Consider the following 17,859-nt stretch of genomic DNA (forward strand, 5'->3'; position numbering starts at 1 on the left):
GATGCGTAATCGGCTCATCCCTCTAACTGTGGGAAAGCGTTATTTGTTCCCCTCAAACATAATCGAGTCGGCTGCAATCACCAAGGTTTGAGGGAACCTTTCTTGTGAGGAAGGTGCCGCCAGCCATCCGACCTGCTACCAATCCTTAACTGGACGCGCGCGGCGCTCATGTGCATTCTCTTGCTCTTGCCGCAAAGCGGTCGGAGATGGCGATGATCGATCGACGAAGTTTTGTCCTGGCATCCATGACGGCTTTGCTGCCGGCCGGCGTGTCAGCTGCCTGGCGGCTGCGCCAACCCGCGCCGCAGACCGTCGATTACGGACCCGCCAAGCTCGACATCTATGCTCCAGACGGCGGGCGCGGCCTGCCGGTGGTCTTCTTCGTCCATGGCGGCGCGTGGCGGATCGGCAGCCGCACCAATGTCAACGCCAAGCCAGGCTTCCTGCTCGACCAAGGCTTCTGCTTCGTCTCCATCGACTATCGCATGCTGCCTGAGGTCGATGTCGCGACCCAGGCCAATGATGTCGAAGCGGCCTATCGCTATGTGCGCGCCAATATTGCCGACCATGGCGGCGACCCCAAGCGGATTGTAGCCATGGGTCACTCGGCCGGCTGCCATCTGGCAGCGCTGACCGGCCTGCGCGGCGGCTTGCCCGGCGTCGCGGCGCTCGTCCTTGACGATACCAGGGCCTATGACCTTGAGGCGCTGGCCAGGAGCGGCGGCATGACGCGGACCTATGCCCGGGCCTTCCCCGATCCGGCGCAATGGCGTACGCTGTCGCCGGCAACTCATATCGAGGGCCGCAAACATCCGCCGACCTTTGTCGCCTATTCGCGCGCAAAGGGGCGGGAGCAGGATTCCAGGGCCTTCGCCGAGCGTTTGCGCGCCACCGGGACCGAGGTTACGCTGTTCGACGGCAGCGCCTATTCGCACATGTCGATCAATCGCGATTTCGGCGAGGAGGGCGACGCCTTGACCGAAGCGGTGATGATTTTCCTGCAGGCGACGGTCGTCTGAGGCTTACCACCTGGTCTTTTCATCCGGCGCCGCCGGTTCGATCGCCAGCGCGTGCACGCCGGCCTTCAACTCCTCGGCCAGCAATTCGTTGACGGCACGGTGGCGCTCGATGCGGCTCATGCCGGCAAAGGCCGGGGAGACGATGCGGACGCGGAAATGCGTCTCGCCGGTGCCGTCATAGGCGCCATGATGGTCGGAGCCATTGTGGTGATGACCGGCATGGAGATGGCTTTCGTTGATGATGACGAGCCGCTCCGGCGAGAATGCCTTTTTCAGCTTGTCTTCCATCGTTGCCTGTATGGACATTCGCGCTTCCCTTCACCACATGTAGCGGCAGTTGCTCCCGAAAATCGGTAATCCTTTTTCGCGCTCGAAGGGCTCGCAATGCCGTCGCCGCGACAAAATACGCCAATCGCCCGCTTTATGCCGCGATTCAGCGGTTAGGGCGATCAACGCGAAAATGTCAATTCTTGTTTCGCACTAGCGAACAGCCCATAAATGGGTGAGATGAAACCGTACCCCAAATATTTCGAGAAGCTTCGCATACGGCCGGAGAAGGACGCGGAGCTGAAGTCGCGCTCGCCGATCTGCCAGTGGGATGGCTGCAAGGAGGCCGGCACCCATCGCGCGCCGGTCGGACGCATGAAGGAGGGCGAGTATTTCCAGTTCTGCTTCGATCATGTGCGCGAGTACAACAAGGGCTTCAATTACTTCTCCGGTGTCCCCGACACCGAGATCGCCCGTTTCCAGAAGGAAGCGATGACCGGCCACCGGCCGACCTGGAAGATGGGCATCGCCGGCGCCTCGACGCGCTCCTCGCCCGACTTCGCCCAGCAGCGCTCCGGCCGCGCCGGCTATTACAACCGCATGCGCGACCCGTTCGACCTGTTCAAAGGGCCAAAGGATCCGCGCGAGGCGCGCGAGCGCAAGGCCAAGCCGCTTGAGGCCAAGGCGCTGGAAACGCTTGGCCTTGATACAAAGGCGACTGGCAAGGAAATCAAGGCGCGCTATAAGGAACTGGTGAAGCGTCACCATCCGGATGCGAATGGCGGCGACAGAGGTTCGGAAGACCGGTTCCGCGATGTGCTCCAGGCCTATCGCGTGCTCAAGCAGGCAGGATTGTGCTGAGCAGCCTTACGGTTTGTGTCGTTTTCCAACTTTCATAAGGTTGGAAAAGGCTCTAAGACCGCCCCCGGACAAAATAGATTGCCGGCGAAAATCGGGCGTTTCGCCCGTGGAGACGTTGATAGAGATGAACAAGGTCGATCGCGACATCGCCAACCTGCCCGACACGACAGTGTCGGTGAGGGACAAATTCGGCTTCGACTCCAAGATGGTGGTGCCGGCCTATTCGGTGACCAGCGAGCATGTGCCCGACATCGATCCGGACTATCTGTTCGACAAGAACACGACGATGGCGATCCTTGCCGGTTTCGCCTACAACCGCCGCGTCATGGTGTCGGGCTATCACGGCACCGGCAAGTCGACCCATATCGAGCAGGTTGCCGCCCGCCTCAACTGGCCCTGCGTGCGCGTCAATCTCGACAGCCATGTCAGCCGCATCGATCTCGTCGGCAAGGATGCGATCGTGGTCAAGGACGGGCTGCAGATCACCGAATTCCGCGACGGCATCCTGCCCTGGGCCTACCAGCACAATGTCGCGCTGTGCTTCGACGAGTACGACGCCGGTCGCCCGGATGTCATGTTCGTCATCCAGCGCGTGCTGGAATCGTCGGGCCGGCTGACGCTGCTCGACCAGAGCCGGGTCATCCGTCCGCACCCGGCCTTCCGGCTGTTTTCGACCGCCAACACTGTCGGGCTGGGCGACACCACCGGCCTCTATCACGGCACCCAGCAGATCAACCAGGCGCAGATGGACCGCTGGTCGATAGTCACCACACTGAACTATCTGCCGCACGACAATGAGGTGAACATCGTGCTGGCCAAGGCCAAGCACTATCGCGACAGCAAGGGCAAGGACATCGTCAACAAGATGGTGCGTGTCGCCGACATGACGCGCTCGGCCTTCATCAATGGCGATCTGTCGACGGTGATGAGCCCGCGTACGGTCATCACCTGGGCCGAAAATGCCGAGATCTTCGGCAATATCGGCATGGCGTTCCGGCTGACCTTCCTCAACAAATGCGACGAGCTCGAGCGTTCCGTGGTCGCCGAGTTCTACCAGCGCGCCTTCGGCGAGGATCTGCCGGAATCAGCAGCCAATGTGGTGCTGGGCTAAGCAGAGTCTCGATGGCGGGTCCGGGCGACAACACGCGCAACAAGTCGAAGACGGGGGCTGAAGCCGACAGCTTCAAGCGCGCCGTCACCGTCTGCATGCGCGCCATCGCCGGCGACAAGGAACTCGAAGTCGGTTTCGCCAAGGACCGGCCGGCGCTCGCCGGCAGCCGCGCCCGCTTGCCCGAACTGCCAAAGAAGGCGTCGAAGGCCGACATTGCCATAACCCGCGGCCTCGGCGATTCCATGGCGCTGAAGCGCGCCTGCCACGATGCGCGCATCCACAACAAGCTGGCGCCCGAGGGCAAGCAGGCCCGCGCCATCTATGACGCTGTCGAGCAGGCCCGTGTCGAGGCGATCGGCAGCCGCGCCATGCAGGGCGTAGCCGACAATATCGGCTCTATGCTGGAGGACAAATACGCCAAGGCCAATCTCGTCGACGTCAAGGACAAGGCCGACGCGCCGATCGAGGAAGCGCTGGCGCTGATGGTGCGCGAAAAGCTGACCGGCCGCACTGTCCCGAAGAGCGGCGAGCGGCTGGTCGACCTCTGGCGGCCCTGGGTCGAGGAGAAGGCGAGCGCCGGCCTCGACGGTCTCTCGGCCAAGCTCGACGATCAGCAGGCTTTCGCCCGCGTCGTGCGCGAAATGCTCGCCTCCATGGAAATGGCCGAGGAACTTGGCGACGACCAGGAGACGGAAGACTCGGAAGACAATGACGATAACCAGCCGCAAGGCGAGGAGCAGAGCGAGGAGGGGGGCGAGGACGATTCCGGTTCCGAGCAGTCGCAGTCCGACGACACCGAGGCGTCGTCCGAGGACGAGCAGTCGGCCGAGACCGAGGCCTCCGACGCCACCGCCGACGACCTCTCCGACGAGGACGATGCGGACGCCGAGACGCCCGGCGAGGCGCGCCGCAACGACAATCCCTTCACCAATCTGTCGAAGGAGATCGACTACAAGATCTTCACCACGACCTTCGACGAGACCGTAGGCGCGGAGGAATTGTGCGAGGAAGAAGAGCTGGATCGGCTGCGCGCCTTCCTCGACAAGCAGCTTGCAAACCTGTCCGGCGTCGTCGGCCGGCTCGCCAACCGGCTGCAGCGCCGCCTGATGGCGCAGCAGAACCGCTCCTGGGATTTCGACCTCGAAGAGGGCTATCTCGATCCGGCGCGGCTGGTGCGCATCGTCATCGATCCGATGCAGCCGCTGTCCTTCAAGCAGGAGCGCGACACCAAATTCCGCGACACGGTGGTGACGCTGGTGCTCGACAATTCGGGCTCGATGCGCGGCCGGCCGATCACCGTCGCCGCCACCTGCGCCGACATTCTGGCGCGCACGCTGGAGCGCTGCGGCGTTTCGGTCGAGATCCTCGGCTTCACCACCCGCGCCTGGAAGGGCGGGCAGGCGCGCGAGAAATGGCTGAAGGAAGGCAAGCCGCCGAACCCCGGGCGGCTCAACGATCTGCGCCATATCATCTACAAATCCGCCGACCATCCGTGGCGGCGGGCGCGCCGCAACCTCGGGCTGATGATGCGCGAGGGCCTGCTCAAGGAAAACATCGACGGCGAAGCGCTGCTGTGGGCGCACAACCGCCTGATCGCGCGACCGGAGCAGCGCAAGATCCTGATGATGATCTCGGACGGCGCGCCGGTCGACGATTCGACGCTGTCGGTCAATCCGGGCAATTACCTCGAACGGCATCTGCGCGCCGTCATCGAGCTGATCGAGACGCGCTCGCCGGTCGAACTGCTCGCCATCGGCATCGGCCACGACGTCACCCGTTACTACAGGCGCGCCGTCACCATCGTCGACGCCGAGGAACTGGCAGGCGCCATGACCGAGCAGCTGGCGTCGCTGTTCGGCGAGGAAAGCGCGCGCGAGACGCGGCGCGGCGGCCTGCGGCGCGCCGGATGATCCTTTCGCGGGGCGGCTTTCGGCAGATGCTTTTCGCCGCCGCGGCGCTGTTCGTTGCCGGCGTTCTTTTGTCGCCGGTCATTGCCGCCGGCCCGGTGTCGGTCGGGCCGATCGAAATTTCCGCCCGCCCCATCAGGGAGTTCCAGATTGGCCGCGCGGAGACGAAATTCGGGCCGCTCGAATTCGTCGGCGGGCTGGAAATGACATCGCCGTCGCGCGATTTCGGCGCGCTGTCGGCCTTCCGCTTCCTGAAGCCTGGCAGCGACTTCATCGGCGTTGCCGACACCGGCTTCTGGTTCTTCGGCACGGTTACCCACGATGCCGAAAAGCGTCCTTCAGGCATCCAGAATTTCCGTATGCGGCAGATGGTCGACGCATCGGGCCAACCGGCCGGTGAGAAAGCCGAGGTCGACGCCGAAGGCCTCTCGGTCAAGGACGGCATCGCCACCGTCGGCTTCGAGCGTGATCACCGCGTTTCCCAATTCAACATCGATCCGGACGATATGAAGGCGCCGTTCAAACAATTGGACTTCCTGATTCCGGCCTGGGAGCTTCGGCGCAATCGCAGCTTCGAGACCGTCGCCCGCGCCAATCCTTACGGGCGGCACGAGGGCGGACTGGTCGTGGTGTCGGAAAAGAGCCTCGACAAGTCAGGCAACAACTATGCCGCCATCATCGAAGGGCCGAGGAAGGGCGTCTTCACCGTCAAGCGCAATGACGATTTCGACATCACCGACGGCGCCTTCCTGCCCAACGGCGACCTTTTGTTGCTGGAGCGCAGCCTTACCATGGCCGGCGGCTTGAAGATGCGGCTGCGGCGCATCTACGGCGAAAGCATCGAAAAGGGCGCCGTCGCCGATGGGCCGGTGCTGATGGAAGCCGACATGAGCTACCAGATCGACAATATGGAAGGGCTCGACATCTGGACCCGCGACGACGGCGCGCTGATGGTGTCGCTGATCTCGGACGACAACCACTCGATCCTGCAACGCAACCTCTATCTCGAATTCATCCTGCACGAGGATTGAGGGAAGTCGGCGAAGGGCCTGGCTTTGGCGGCGCCAGACCTACCGCGCGTTGGTCGCGAGCCAGATGATGTGGCGTGCGCCACGCTTGCCGTTGGCGCGGGTCTTGATCTCCTCGACGGCGAAGCCTGCCTGCTTGAGCCGCCGCGTGAAGCCAGCGTCCGGTCCCTGCGACCACACCGCCAGCACGCCGCCGGGCTTGAGCGCGACACGGGCGGCACAGAGGCCGGCCGCGCCGTAGAGAGCATCATTGGCCTTGTGGACGATCCCTTCCGGGCCGTTGTCGACGTCGAGCAGGATGGCGTCCCAGGTCGCTCTCTCCGATCGTATGAGCTGCCCGACATCCGCCGCGCGAATGGTGACACGCGGATCGTCGAGGCAGCCGACGAACATTTCGGCCATCGGGCCGCGCGCCCAGGCGACCACGGCGGTCACCAGTTCCGCAACGACGACGCCGGCATCATCGCCAAGCTCGGCAAGGGCGGCGCGCAGCGTGAAGCCCATGCCGAGGCCGCCGATCAGGATTTTGGGCTCGACGCGGCCGGCGATTCTTTCGCATGCGAGCCTGGCCAGCGCTTGCTCGGAGCCGCTGAGGCGGCTGTTCATCAGCTCATTCGAACCGAGCATGATCGAGAATTCGGCGCCGCGCCGCTTCAGGCGAAGCTCTTGTGCGCCGTCAGGCGTTTTTGCCGAGTCTATCTGGACCCAAGGGATCACAGCCTGATTCCATTTTTTGGAATCATGGCTAAACCGCGACCGCCGGCTGGCTCCAGCGGGCGGCAAGCAGCCGGTAGGGGATCAGCGCCACCACCGCGATGATCAGCTTCACGCTGAGGTCGCCGAGCGCCCAGGATATCCAGCGCGTGGTCTCGACCGGCAGCATGCCCATCAAAGGTGCCGTTTCGAGCGCGAAGCCATCGCTCGGGCCAGCGAAGGCGAAAGCCGCCGAAAAGGCGATGGTGAAGAATACCACGGTGTCGAAGACCGAGCCGACCAGCGTACCGACGATCGGCGCGCGCCACCAGTTCTGCCGGCGCAGCCGGTTGAACACTGTCACATCAAGCAATTGCGCGGTCAGGAAGGCTGCTCCCGAAGCCACCGCGATGCGCACCAGCCGATCGGCGGCCGTCTCGAATTCGATCAGGCCGTGGCGGAACAGGAAGGGCGGCACAATGATCGAACAGACCACCGCCGTCATGAAGCCGATAAAGACGATCCTGCGCGCCACGGCCGGGCCATAGCGGCGGTTGGCAAGATCGGTGACCAGGAAGGAGAAGGGATAGGTGAAGGCGCCCCAGGTCAGGATGTCGCCCAGCGACAGGCCGCCGATCGCACCCCGCATCGGGAACTGAACGAGGATGTTCGATGCCACGACGACAAGCGCCATGGCGGCCACAAAGGGCAAATATCGCGAGAAGGATGTCATTTTTTTATCCTGGGTAATGGAACCAGCGGAGCGCTATCCGAGAGCCGGATCGCATTCCCTCGTTGTTCTAGAGGCGGTCGCCCCGAAGAAATGCTTAAGCCGCCGGCTGTTCGGCCAGCTTCTTGGCGATCTGCTTCTTCAAGAGGCGGGCGCGCTGCGACAGCTCCTTGGCGTCGGCCTTGGCCAGGAAGGCGTCGAGGCCGCCGCGATGCTCGACCGAACGCAGCGCATTGGCCGAAATGCGCAAGCGCACATTCTGGTTCAGCGCCTCCGAGATCAGCGTCACATTGACGAGGTTCGGCAGGAAGCGGCGCTTGGTCTTGTTGTTGGCGTGGCTCACATTGTTGCCGGACATGACTGCCTTGGCAGTGAGTTCGCAGGTGCGGGACATGGTTCTAACCTTCAGTTCTCGGTCTGGCCAAACATTCGACCCGCGCCGGATGGCGCGCGGTTTCGGTCAGGCGGCCTTATGGAAAAAGTTGGCGTTCCATAGTTGCATTTCGCACGTGCGTCAAGCTCGGCCTGCCATGGACGCAGGGCAATCGGGTGAACGGACCCATTGACTCTATCCGAATCGCATCCAAGGCCGCTGACGCCTCAAAGCCCCATCTCTGATTGTAGGTCGAACCGGCAGGTTCTCCTTTTACGAGTCCGCAATGCCAGAACGAGAATGCTCTTCGGTTTCGGATTCAGCGTTTGTTCCTTCACCCGATTCCCCTGGCCATGGACGCATAAGGGCGTCCTCCACATAAAGGCCGGAATTCAGCCTATAAGCGGTCGCAAAGGGACATGCCAGTCCGGAACCGCCCATCTCCGGCCGAAAAACCGAGGACCAATCCCCGCTATGCGTCGTTCGTCCCATGTTGTTTTAGCCTTGCTTGCCGTTGCGCTGCCGACCGCGACATCCACTGCGGCGCCGCAATCCTTCAAGGGCGAGTATACGGTGTCGTTCCTTGGCCTTTCGGTGGCCAAGGCGACATTTTCCAGCAGTTACGAAGGCGATACCTATTCGATCGACGGCAGCGTCTCCAGCGCAGGCCTCGCCACGCTGTTCGACGATACGCGGGGCACGATTTCGTCCAAGGGCAAGATTTCGGGCAAGCAATTGCAGCCGCAGGCGTTCCGCGCCGACTACAAGTCGGGCAAGAAGGCCTCGATGATCGAAATCCAGTTTGCCAATGGCGCCGTCACCTCGACCAAGGTCGTGCCGGAGCCGAAGAAGCGCAATCCAAAGAACTGGATAGCGCTGGCCGCCAGCGATCTGTCATCCGTGCTCGATCCGATGGCAGCCACCGTCATCCATGCCGACAGCCTCGACAAGGTCTGCGGGCGCACGGTGAAACTCTATGACGGCGAGATGCGCGCCAATCTGGTGCTGACCTATGATTCGAAAGGCTCGACCTCGGTGCGGGGCTACAAGGGCGATACCGTCACCTGCAGGATGGGCTTCGAGCCGGTGGCGGGCTACCGCAAGAACCGCAAAGCCCTGAATTACCTGAAGAACCGCAGCGTCATCATGGTGACGTTTGCACCGCTTGGCCAAACCGGCGTATATGCGCCGATCCACGCCATGGTCACGACGCAGATAGGCACTCTCACCGTCAGCGCGGGGCGTTTCGAAGCAACTGAATAGGCGCGTTTCGCGCGTCGCCGGAGACGGGCATGGCGCGCGCAACACTGATCGGCTTCTCGGCGGTCGCCATGTGGGCGCTGCTGGCGCTGCTTACCGATGCTTCCGGGGCGGTGCCGCCCTTCCTGCTCTCGGCGATCACCTTTACGATCGGCACCGGCGTCGGCCTCGTCGCGCGGCTGTTCATGCCGACCGCCGACAGGAGCCAGAAGATACCGCGCCAAGCCAAAATACCACGCAAAGTCTGGGTGATCGGCATTGCCGGCCTGTTCGGCTACCACTTCTTCTACTTCACCGCATTGCGCAACGCGCCGGCGGTGGAAGCGAGCCTGATCGCCTATCTGTGGCCGCTGCTGATCGTGCTCGGATCGGCCTTGACGCCGGGCGAGCGGCTGGCCTGGAACCATGTCGCCGGCGCGCTGCTCGGCCTTGCCGGCACCGTCCTGATCGTCACCAAGGGCGGCGGCCTTGCCTTCGATGCGCGTTATGCCTTCGGCTATGCGATGGCCGGTGTCTGCGCGGTGCTGTGGTCGGCCTATTCGTTGTTGTCGCGGCGCTTCCCCTCGGTGCCGACCAGCATCGTCACCTGGTTCTGCGCGGCGACGGCAGCGCTGTCGCTCGTCTGCCATCTTCTGCTGGAAAAGACGGTATGGCCTGACGGCGCCGGCCAATGGCTGGCCGTGCTCGGCCTCGGGCTGATGCCGGTGGGAGCTGCCTTCTATGCCTGGGACATCGGCGTCAAACGCGGCAACATCCAGGTGCTGGGCGCGGCGAGCTATGCCGCGCCGCTGCTGTCTACCCTGGTGCTGATCGCCGCCGGCTTCGCCGAACCGTCGCTGCGCATTCTCGCCGCCTGCGTGCTCATCACCGGTGGCGCAGCGCTGGCGGCGAAGTCGCTGTTCTTCCCCAAGCGGGCAACCGACGGGGCAGGGGCATGATGCCGTTTCCCGGCGGTATCGACGCCAACGCCAATGCGACGCTGGTGTTTTCAGTTGCCGCGGCGGTGATCTACGCTTTCATATCAGACATGCGGCCGACGCTGGCGCGCTCGGCGGCCAAGACGCTGGCCGTGGCGATGCTTGCCGTGCTGGCATTACTGCAAGGCGGCCCGTGGCTGCTCGCTGCGGCGCTGGCGCTCAGCGCTGTCGGCGATGCCTTCCTGTCGCGTGACGGCGAAAAGGCCTTTCTCGGCGGACTTGCCAGTTTTCTCGGCGCGCATGTGCTCTATGTCGCGCTGTTCCTGCGCTCCGGCGATGGAATCGGACTGCTGTCGGCCGAACCGTGGCGTGGCGCGATTGCCGTGGCGATGACCGCTTTCGCGCTCGCCATGCTTTTCGCGCTCTGGCGCCGTGTCGGCCCCAGCCTGCGCCTCCCGGGCGGCGTCTATATCGCGGCAATCCTCGCCATGGGCATTTCCGCGCTCACCCTGAACAGTTTTTGGATCATCGGCGGCGCGGTTCTGTTCATGGCGTCCGACGGGCTGCTGGCCACGGAAAAATTCCTGGCGCCCGCGATCTCGCCGCACCGCGTCTGGATGCGTCACGCGGTCTGGACGCTGTATTACGCCGCCCAATTGGCGATTACCCTGGGTTTTCTGCTGGGCTAGGATCGGGTCCCAACCTTAGGCTGCCAGCCCGGTTCGGCCAGCTCGAAGGCGGCGAAATCGAAGCCTGGCGCCACGGTGCAGCCGACCAGCGTCCAATCACCGAGGCTGCGCGCCGACTGCCACCAGCCGGCCGGGACGACGATCTGCGGCCGTTCGCCGGCGGCCAGAGCCGTGCCCAGCACCTGTTCGATCATCGCACCATCTTCCTGATGCATCGACAGCGCCAGCGGGGCGCCGGCATAGAAGTGCCAGACCTCGGCCGCGTCCTTGACCCGATGCCAGGCGGACAGTTGGTCCTCTTCCAGAAGGAAATAGATCGCGGTCGAATGGCCGCGCGTGCATTCCTCGCCATCGCGAAAGGTCTCGGCGTACCAGCCGCCTTCCGGATGTGGCTTCAGGCCGAGCGTGGCGATGATTTCGGCGGCGCTGGTCATGCGTTGCAGGCTAGCACGGCTTTTTGTTTGAGCATCGGATTTTTCGCAAAACCGGGGTCCACTTTTGGGGTCCGATGCTCTAGAGCCTGTTCCATCCCGATAGAATCGGGATGGGGCTCTAATTTTTTGTTTGAGCATGATCTTTTCCGAAAACCGGATTCCACTTTTCGGGATCATGCTCTAGGCCTTTGTTTTTTCACATGATCTTGTCCGAAAAGTCTGCAACTTTTTGCTGCGCTGACCTTCGGTTCGGGATCGTGCTCTAGAAATTGTCCTTGCGCTTGCGGATCTCGGCGAACACGTCGGCGTCGCTAGCCTTCTCCATGCCGAGATGCTTGCGGATTGCCGGGTCGTGCCAGCGCAGGAACGGATTGGTTGAAAGTTCGTCGCCAATCGTGGTCGGCAGCGTCGGCTTGTCATCGGCGCGTAGCGCCTCGATCTTCGCCGCGCGTTCCTTCAGCGCGGAATTGGTCGGGTCGACGGTCAGCGCGAAGCGGGCGTTGGAAAGCGTGTATTCATGGCCGCAATAGATGACCGTCTCGGCCGGAAGTGCGGCGAGCTTCTTCAGCGATTCGTACATCACCGGCGGCTTGCATTCGAACAGACGGCCACAGCCGAGCGCAAACAGCGTGTCGGCGGTGAAGGCAACTTTCGACTCCGGCAGGTGATAGGAGACATGGCCCGCCGTGTGGCCGGGCGTCTCAATGACCTCGATCTTTCCGTCGCCGAGGCGGATAACCGAACCCTGGCCGACGGTCTTGTCGATGCCGGGGATCTTTGCTTCCTCGGCTTTCGGTCCGATAATGCGCAGCTTGAAGCGCTCCTTCAGCGCCAGATTGGCCTCGACATGATCGGCATGGTGGTGGGTGGTCAGGATCATCGTCGGCGTCCAGCCGGTGCGCTCGATCGCGGCCAGGATCGGCGCCTCCTCGGGTGCGTCGATAATCGCCGTCTGGCCGCTTTTGGGGTCATGCAGCAGCACGCCGAAATTGTCGCTGCGGCACATGAACTGTTCGATCTCAACCGGCATCGCATCTCTCCACTAGAGCTTTGTTTTTGCGCAATTCCGGACGGAAAACCGTTTCACACTTTTCCTGGAATTGCTCTAGAGCGCGCCGTGCGTCCAGTTGGACGCATAAAGGACGCTCCAAAACTTTTTATCTGCTGCATCGTGCTTTCCGGAATCGAAACCGATTTCGGGCCGATGCGGTAATCGTCGCAGACATAGGGCGCTTGCCAGCAGATGTCATCCGCCTTTGTTGAACTTGGACGGCATCAAAGCTACCGTCCGGTACATGCATTCCGACATCGTCGATCTCCGTTCCTTTTATTCGACCACGCTCGGGCGGCTCGCCGAGCGCTCGATCACCATGGCGCTGTCCTCGATATGGGCTGTCGTGCCCAACGAGCGGCTGGTCGGCCTCGGTTATACCTTGCCGTGGCTGGAGCGGTTCGGCACCGATGCCGAGCGTGTCTTTGCCTTCATGCCGGCGACGCAAGGCGCGGTGGTTTGGCCGGTCACGGGGCCCACCGCGACGGCACTGGTCTTCGACGAGGAATTGCCGCTGGTCGATTCCTGCATCGACCGCATGCTACTGGTCCATTCGCTCGAACATGCCGAGAACCCGCGCGAGACGCTAAACGAGATCTGGCGGGTGCTGTCGCCGGCCGGCCGTGTCGTCATCGTCGTGCCCAACAGGCGCGGCGTCTGGGCCCGATTCGAGCACACGCCGTTTGGCAATGGCCGGCCTTTCTCGCGCGGCCAGCTCACCGAATTGTTGCGCGAAACGAATTTCACGCCCGCGGCCTGGTCCGATGCGCTCTTCTTCCCGCCATCGCGACGGCGCTTCATGATGCAGTTCCACAATGTGCTGGAACGCGCCGGCCGGCGGTTCTGGCCGATCTTTTCCGGCGTTATCGTGGTCGAGGCGCAAAAGCGGCTCTATCAAGGCGTGCCGGTCGCCCAGCGCGCTTCGCGCCGCGTCTTCGTGCCGGTTTTCTCGCCGCATGGCGCCACCAGGCTCGGCCGGCTGCCACAGACTGCCGATAGAGCATCTTTACCCACAAGGGTGACGCGTTCGTGATCGGGCTTGCGCTTTTTCCTAACTATTTGTCGAAAGCGGGTTTGCAGCCCGATTGAAGGCGCGGGCCGCCAATGCCCGTGACCGATTTCAGTGCCGCTTCCGAACGCAGGGATATCACTCATGGCTGATCATCCGGATGACATGGCCCGCGCGTCGGTCGAGGCCAGCAGCCTGCGAGACCAACTCGCAACGATCAGGCTGGCGCTGGCGGCCTCGCCGGTCCGCAAGTATCTGCTCTGGCTCTCTATCGGCATCGTCGCCGTCATCGTGGCGACCTCGATCGGGCAGGTTCTGCTCAATCGCTGGAACCAGCCTTTCTACGATGCGCTGGCGCGGCGCGACATGCAGGGCTTCCTGCATCAGCTTCTCGTCTTTGCGGCAATAGCCGGGACGCTGTTGGTGCTCAATGTCGGTCAGACCTGGCTCAACCAGATGATCCGGCTGAAGCTGCGCGAGGCACTGACGCTCGACCTGATCGGCGAATGGATGCGGCCGGCGCGCGCCTTCCGGCTGACCCATGCCGGCGCCATCGGCGTCAATCCCGACCAGCGCATACAGCAGGATGTCGGACATCTCTCCGATCTTTCCACGGACCTCGGCGTCGGCCTGCTGCAATCCTTCATCCTGCTCGCGTCCTTCATCGGTGTGTTGTGGACGCTGTCTTCGGGCTTCGTCTTCCATATCGGCGGCCATTCGCTGGCGATCCCCGGCTACATGGTCTGGGCTGCGATCCTTTATGCCGGCATCGCCTCCTGGCTGAGCTGGCTGGTCGGACGCCCGCTCATCCGCTTTAACAGCGATCGCTATTCGCGCGAGGCGGAGCTGCGCTCCTCGGTGGTCCGCGTCAACGAGAATGTCGACGCCATAGCTCTCGCCCATGGCGAGGCCGATGCGAAACGCCAGCTTGAGCTCGACCTCGGCACGGTGCTAGGCGCCATGCGGCGAATCTATACCGCCCAGATCAACCTGTCCTGGGTTACCGATACCTATGGCTGGATCACCGTCGTCGCGCCGATCCTGGTTGCTTCGCCGGTCTATTTCGCCGGCGATATCAGCTTCGGCGGGCTGATGATGGCGGTCGGCGCCTTCAACCAGGTCAACGCGTCGCTGCGCTGGTTCATCAACAATATCGGCGCCATAGCCGACTGGCGCGCCACGCTGATGCGGGTCGCCGACTTCCGCATCGCGCTCGGCGAAACGGATGTGCTTCACGACACGGAAAACCGCATCGAGTTTGGCAACAACCCGGATGAGCGCCTGACCTTCGAGAAACTGGAAATTGCCTCGCCCGATGGATGCACGAAGCTTGCCGAGCCGCATGTCGAGATCGGCGCCGGCGAGCGCGTCATGATCACCGGCGATCCGCGCGCCGGCAAGACGCTGTTCTTTCGCGCCATCGCCGGCCTGTGGCCGTGGGGGAGCGGACGGATCGGCATGCCGGCCCAGGAGGTGCCCGTCTTCGTTCCGCGCACCCCCTATTTCCCGCTCGGTACGCTGCGTGAGGTACTCAATCACACGGACGGCGCCGCCAAGGTCGACGATGCCGAGATATCGGCCGTGCTCGCCGAGGTCGGTCTTGAGCGCCTGTCGTCCTCGCTAGATCGTTCCGCGCGCTGGGAGCATGAGCTCAGCGATGACGAGCAGCGCCTGCTGGGCTTTGCCAGACTCGCCTTGCGGCGGCCGAAATGGGTGATCATCGACGAGGCGCTGGATACATTCGACGGTGCGACGCTGAAACGGGTGCTGTCGATGCTGGAAACGCGTCTTGGCGGTGCGGCCATCCTCAACATCGGCCGCAGCCAGCACGACAACCAGTTCTTTCCCCGTTCACTGACGATCGTGAAGGATGCCGGCCGCCCAGCGCTCAAGCCGGTCCGCGTCAGGGCCGGGGCGATCGAGCCGCCGCCGGCCGTTGCTGTGCGTCGAAATAAGAAGTAGTCGGTTTCATCCAGCCAGCTTTATTTCGCCGCGATCGCAGGGAAAATTGTCGTCATCGTTGCAAAGCCTGCGAGGCTTTAGACCGTGCTCGACGCGCTCAGCCTGCTTGCCTGCCTTGCCTGCGCCCAGGCAGCGCCTCTGGCTGCACCCGCCAATGATATTGCCGTGGATGTCGAACTGGTGCTGGCGGTCGACATTTCGCAGTCGATGGATGAGAACGAGTTCGCCCTGCAGCGCGCCGGCTATGTCGAGGCGCTGCGCCACCCCGATTTCATCAAGGCGGTGCGCTCGGGCACCACCGGGCGCATTGCGTTGGCCTATTTCGAATGGGCCGGAACGGTTCGCGACGATGCGGTCATTGCCTGGCAGGTCATCGATGGCACACAGAGCGCCAATGCTTTCGCCGACAGGATCGAGGCCCGCCCATTCAGGAGCTTTCGCGGCACCTCGATCTCCGGCGCGCTCGCCTTCGGCACCGAGCTGTTGGATGGAACTGCTTTCGATGCGTCGCGCAGCGTCATCGACATTTCAGGCGACGGCCCGAACAATACAGGGCTGCCCGTCACCATGACACGCGACGCCGCTGTGGCGAAAGGCATCGTCATAAACGGCCTGCCGATCCTGATCAGCCCGTCGCCAACCTTCAGCCATCTCGACCAATACTATGCCGAATGCGTGACTGGCGGGCCCGGCTCCTTCGTGCTGCCGATCTACGCGGCCTCCGAATTCACGACCGCCATACGCCGCAAGCTGATTCTCGAAGTCAGCGGCGACCCTTGGGCCGACCCTTGGGCCGACCCTGGGGCCGATCCCCGGCCGGTCCGGATCGAGGCCGCAGCGCCGATCGACTGCCTGCAGGGAGAGCGCGACCGGCGGTTTTTCTCCGATCCGTTTTTTCCGGAACTCGACCGATAAATTCTTGCAGCCGGGCTCAGGCGGGCCGCGCGCCATATTTGGTGCGGAACTCGTCGTAGAGATCGCGCCGCCAGCGCCGGCCGCCGACATAGCCGCGCAACAATTGCGGCAGGGAGTAGCCGAGCGCTTTCGACGAGCGGTTGGCCAGATAGCCGGCAAATGCCTGCGAGACCCTGCCCTTCATCGTGTCGGCAATGATCTGCCTCGCGATCATGTAGGGCGGAATGTCGGGATAGCGGTCGATGATATAGGGGTGTTTGCAGATCAGGTTTGCATAGGCTTCGACATAGCCGTCACGCTGGCCGGAGATCGAATTCTCCGAATTGTACTTTTTCCAGTCGACCTTTTCGGACAGTTGCGCGCCACAGCGGCGGGCGAAGCGCAGCAGCAATTCGCGATCCTGCATCCGGGCTATGTCGCTGTCATAACCGCCGATCGCCAGCAAGGCCCCGCGCCGGGCCGTTATCGCGGATCCGGCGATGAAAATCGTCTGCGCCACCAATGCCCTTTCCAGCGTATCGCGGTTCAGGAACGCATCGCGGTTGATGCAATTGGTGCAGCGGCCACCCTTCATGGACACGAACGAACTGATCAGGATTTCGAGCGTTGGGTTCTCCTCGAACCAGGCTAGTGTCCGCTCCAGCCGGTTCGGCAAGTAGACGTCGTCGGAATCAAGGAATGTTACCACAGGGGCGCGAGCACGTTCGATGCCGGCATTGCGGGCGGCATTGGCGCCTCGCCATTTCGCGCCGACAAAGATGAGGCGGGGATCGTGGATGGCGGCAAGTGCGGCTTCGGTGCCGTCGGTCGAGCCGTCGTCGACGACAATGTGCTCGAAGCGGGTGAGGTTCTGCGCAAGCACGCTCTCCACCGCGCGCAAGACCTTGCTGCGCCGGTTGTGAGTCGGCGTTATCACCGTGATGAGCGGAGCGGGGTTCACCGTCTCGGACATGTCGCCTCGGAGCGTTCCACGACAACCGAATGGATTTGATGCTCGCCTTCCATGCCCGTCCCACGGCCGTATTCGGCGGGACGATACAAAAAAGAAGCGTCTGTGTCACGTCAAAGTGAATAGCAGTCGATTTGACGTGGCGAATTTACAACCCGGCGCGCAACGGCAACTCCGTTTGCCGATATGCGGTCCATGACCTCTGAGGGGCATTTCATGACCTTTGAGGTGCATTTCATGACCTCGGAGGTAATCGACCAGCGTCCGGCGCGTCGGCAAACTGCCCTGCATGAAGCCTGTTGTTCGGCTTCGATTCAAAGGTGTTTCGTCATGACCGCTTACGCCGTTGCCCATATGCGCCAGGCTACAATGGGGCCCGAGATCGTCGAATATCTGCACAAGATCGACGGCACTCTGGAGCCCTTCGGCGGCCGTTTTCTGGTCCATGGCGGCGATGTGGAGGTGATCGAGAACGAATGGCCAGGTCACCTCATCATCATCGAATTCCCTGACAGGGACCATGCGCGCGACTGGTATAATTCGCCGGCCTACCAGGCGATACTGGCCTTGCGCACCGGCAATTCTCAAGCCGACGTGGTGTTCGTCGACGGCGTCGAACATCCGCACAAGGCAACGGATGTCCTGGAATAGCGGATGTCTCAAAAATAGGACGTGTCGCCGAGC

Annotated in this window: 19 protein-coding genes; 12 read left to right on the top strand and 7 right to left on the bottom strand. The window is 62.8% G+C overall.

Annotated features, from left to right (window positions below; translation table 11 throughout):
* Positions 1-212: 212 nt before the first annotated feature.
* Positions 213-1,019 carry an alpha/beta hydrolase gene (locus MESS2_RS09680; protein WP_008874019.1) on the top strand — a complete coding sequence of 269 codons (807 nt, stop codon included), beginning with the start codon at positions 213-215 and terminating at the stop codon, positions 1,017-1,019.
* Between the two features lie 3 nt (positions 1,020-1,022).
* On the opposite strand, the gene MESS2_RS09685 is transcribed toward MESS2_RS09680, so the two are convergent.
* A complete protein-coding gene (locus tag MESS2_RS09685; RefSeq protein ID WP_008874020.1) occupies positions 1,023-1,325 on the bottom strand; it encodes a BolA family protein in 303 nt (100 codons plus the stop codon).
* Between the two features lie 192 nt (positions 1,326-1,517).
* Between MESS2_RS09685 and MESS2_RS09690 the strand changes: the two genes are divergently transcribed.
* The 4 genes from MESS2_RS09690 to MESS2_RS09705 all read left to right on the top strand — a co-directional run bounded on the left by MESS2_RS09690 (position 1,518) and on the right by MESS2_RS09705 (position 6,196).
* Positions 1,518-2,147, top strand: a complete 630-nt coding sequence (locus MESS2_RS09690; protein ID WP_006328375.1) for a J domain-containing protein — start codon at positions 1,518-1,520, stop codon at positions 2,145-2,147.
* 124 nt (positions 2,148-2,271) lie between these two features.
* A complete protein-coding gene (gene cobS, locus MESS2_RS09695; RefSeq protein ID WP_008874021.1) occupies positions 2,272-3,258 on the top strand; it encodes a cobaltochelatase subunit CobS in 987 nt (328 codons plus the stop codon).
* Between the two features lie 11 nt (positions 3,259-3,269).
* The gene (gene cobT / locus MESS2_RS09700; RefSeq protein WP_008874022.1) at positions 3,270-5,168 is read left to right on the top strand and encodes a cobaltochelatase subunit CobT; all 1,899 of its coding nucleotides are present in this window, start codon (positions 3,270-3,272) and stop codon (positions 5,166-5,168) included.
* On the top strand, positions 5,165-6,196 hold the full coding sequence (locus MESS2_RS09705; RefSeq protein WP_008874023.1) for an esterase-like activity of phytase family protein: 1,032 nt from the start codon (positions 5,165-5,167) through the stop codon (positions 6,194-6,196). The genes cobT and MESS2_RS09705 overlap by 4 nt, the downstream gene beginning before the upstream one ends.
* 39 nt (positions 6,197-6,235) lie before the next feature.
* Here the strand turns inward: MESS2_RS09705 and MESS2_RS09710 are convergent, their stop codons facing one another.
* From MESS2_RS09710 to rpmB, 3 genes are all read right to left on the bottom strand, one after another.
* A complete protein-coding gene (locus MESS2_RS09710; protein ID WP_008874024.1) occupies positions 6,236-6,910 on the bottom strand; it encodes a spermidine synthase in 675 nt (224 codons plus the stop codon).
* Between the two features lie 28 nt (positions 6,911-6,938).
* On the bottom strand, positions 6,939-7,619 hold the full coding sequence (locus MESS2_RS09715; protein WP_008874025.1) for a queuosine precursor transporter: 681 nt from the start codon (positions 7,617-7,619) through the stop codon (positions 6,939-6,941).
* A 94-nt stretch (positions 7,620-7,713) separates the two neighbouring features.
* Positions 7,714-8,010, bottom strand: coding sequence for a 50S ribosomal protein L28 (rpmB, locus tag MESS2_RS09720; protein WP_006328411.1), 297 nt, complete (start codon positions 8,008-8,010; stop codon positions 7,714-7,716).
* A 453-nt stretch (positions 8,011-8,463) separates the two neighbouring features.
* Between rpmB and MESS2_RS09725 the strand changes: the two genes are divergently transcribed.
* From MESS2_RS09725 to MESS2_RS09735, 3 genes are read left to right on the top strand one after another with little or no spacing between them, the layout of a single operon-like run.
* A complete protein-coding gene (locus MESS2_RS09725) occupies positions 8,464-9,252 on the top strand; it encodes a DUF3108 domain-containing protein (protein ID WP_008874027.1) in 789 nt (262 codons plus the stop codon).
* Positions 9,253-9,281: 29 nt separating this feature from the next.
* The gene (gene yddG, locus MESS2_RS09730; RefSeq protein WP_008874028.1) at positions 9,282-10,187 is read left to right on the top strand and encodes an aromatic amino acid exporter YddG; all 906 of its coding nucleotides are present in this window, start codon (positions 9,282-9,284) and stop codon (positions 10,185-10,187) included.
* Positions 10,184-10,855 (top strand): lysoplasmalogenase, encoded by a 672-nt coding sequence (locus tag MESS2_RS09735; protein ID WP_008874029.1) that lies wholly within the window; start codon positions 10,184-10,186, stop codon positions 10,853-10,855. The genes yddG and MESS2_RS09735 overlap by 4 nt, the downstream gene beginning before the upstream one ends.
* On the opposite strand, the gene MESS2_RS09740 is transcribed toward MESS2_RS09735, so the two are convergent.
* Together MESS2_RS09740 and gloB are read right to left on the bottom strand one after the other, a co-directional pair.
* Positions 10,852-11,289 (bottom strand): cupin domain-containing protein, encoded by a 438-nt coding sequence (locus MESS2_RS09740; protein WP_008874030.1) that lies wholly within the window; start codon positions 11,287-11,289, stop codon positions 10,852-10,854. The genes MESS2_RS09735 and MESS2_RS09740 overlap by 4 nt on opposite strands.
* A gap of 262 nt (positions 11,290-11,551) precedes the next feature.
* Positions 11,552-12,319, bottom strand: a complete 768-nt coding sequence (gene gloB / locus MESS2_RS09745) for a hydroxyacylglutathione hydrolase (protein ID WP_008874031.1) — start codon at positions 12,317-12,319, stop codon at positions 11,552-11,554.
* Between the two features lie 265 nt (positions 12,320-12,584).
* On the opposite strand from gloB, the gene MESS2_RS09750 reads away from it, so the two are divergent.
* The 3 genes from MESS2_RS09750 to MESS2_RS09760 all read left to right on the top strand — a co-directional run bounded on the left by MESS2_RS09750 (position 12,585) and on the right by MESS2_RS09760 (position 16,226).
* Positions 12,585-13,373 carry a class I SAM-dependent methyltransferase gene (locus MESS2_RS09750; protein WP_008874032.1) on the top strand — a complete coding sequence of 263 codons (789 nt, stop codon included), beginning with the start codon at positions 12,585-12,587 and terminating at the stop codon, positions 13,371-13,373.
* 120 nt (positions 13,374-13,493) lie between these two features.
* A complete protein-coding gene (locus tag MESS2_RS09755; protein WP_008874033.1) occupies positions 13,494-15,311 on the top strand; it encodes an ABC transporter ATP-binding protein/permease in 1,818 nt (605 codons plus the stop codon).
* Positions 15,312-15,395: 84 nt separating this feature from the next.
* Positions 15,396-16,226 carry a DUF1194 domain-containing protein gene (locus MESS2_RS09760; RefSeq protein WP_008874034.1) on the top strand — a complete coding sequence of 277 codons (831 nt, stop codon included), beginning with the start codon at positions 15,396-15,398 and terminating at the stop codon, positions 16,224-16,226.
* Positions 16,227-16,242: 16 nt separating this feature from the next.
* Here MESS2_RS09760 and MESS2_RS09765 read toward each other — a convergent pair whose 3' ends face one another.
* Positions 16,243-17,178 carry a glycosyltransferase family 2 protein gene (locus MESS2_RS09765; RefSeq protein ID WP_008874035.1) on the bottom strand — a complete coding sequence of 312 codons (936 nt, stop codon included), beginning with the start codon at positions 17,176-17,178 and terminating at the stop codon, positions 16,243-16,245.
* Between the two features lie 327 nt (positions 17,179-17,505).
* Between MESS2_RS09765 and MESS2_RS09770 the strand changes: the two genes are divergently transcribed.
* The gene (locus MESS2_RS09770; protein ID WP_040592600.1) at positions 17,506-17,826 is read left to right on the top strand and encodes a DUF1330 domain-containing protein; all 321 of its coding nucleotides are present in this window, start codon (positions 17,506-17,508) and stop codon (positions 17,824-17,826) included.
* Positions 17,827-17,859 lie beyond the last annotated feature (33 nt).

The organism is Mesorhizobium metallidurans STM 2683, assembly GCF_000350085.1.
GTDB classification, from domain to species: Bacteria; Pseudomonadota; Alphaproteobacteria; order Rhizobiales; family Rhizobiaceae; genus Mesorhizobium; species Mesorhizobium metallidurans.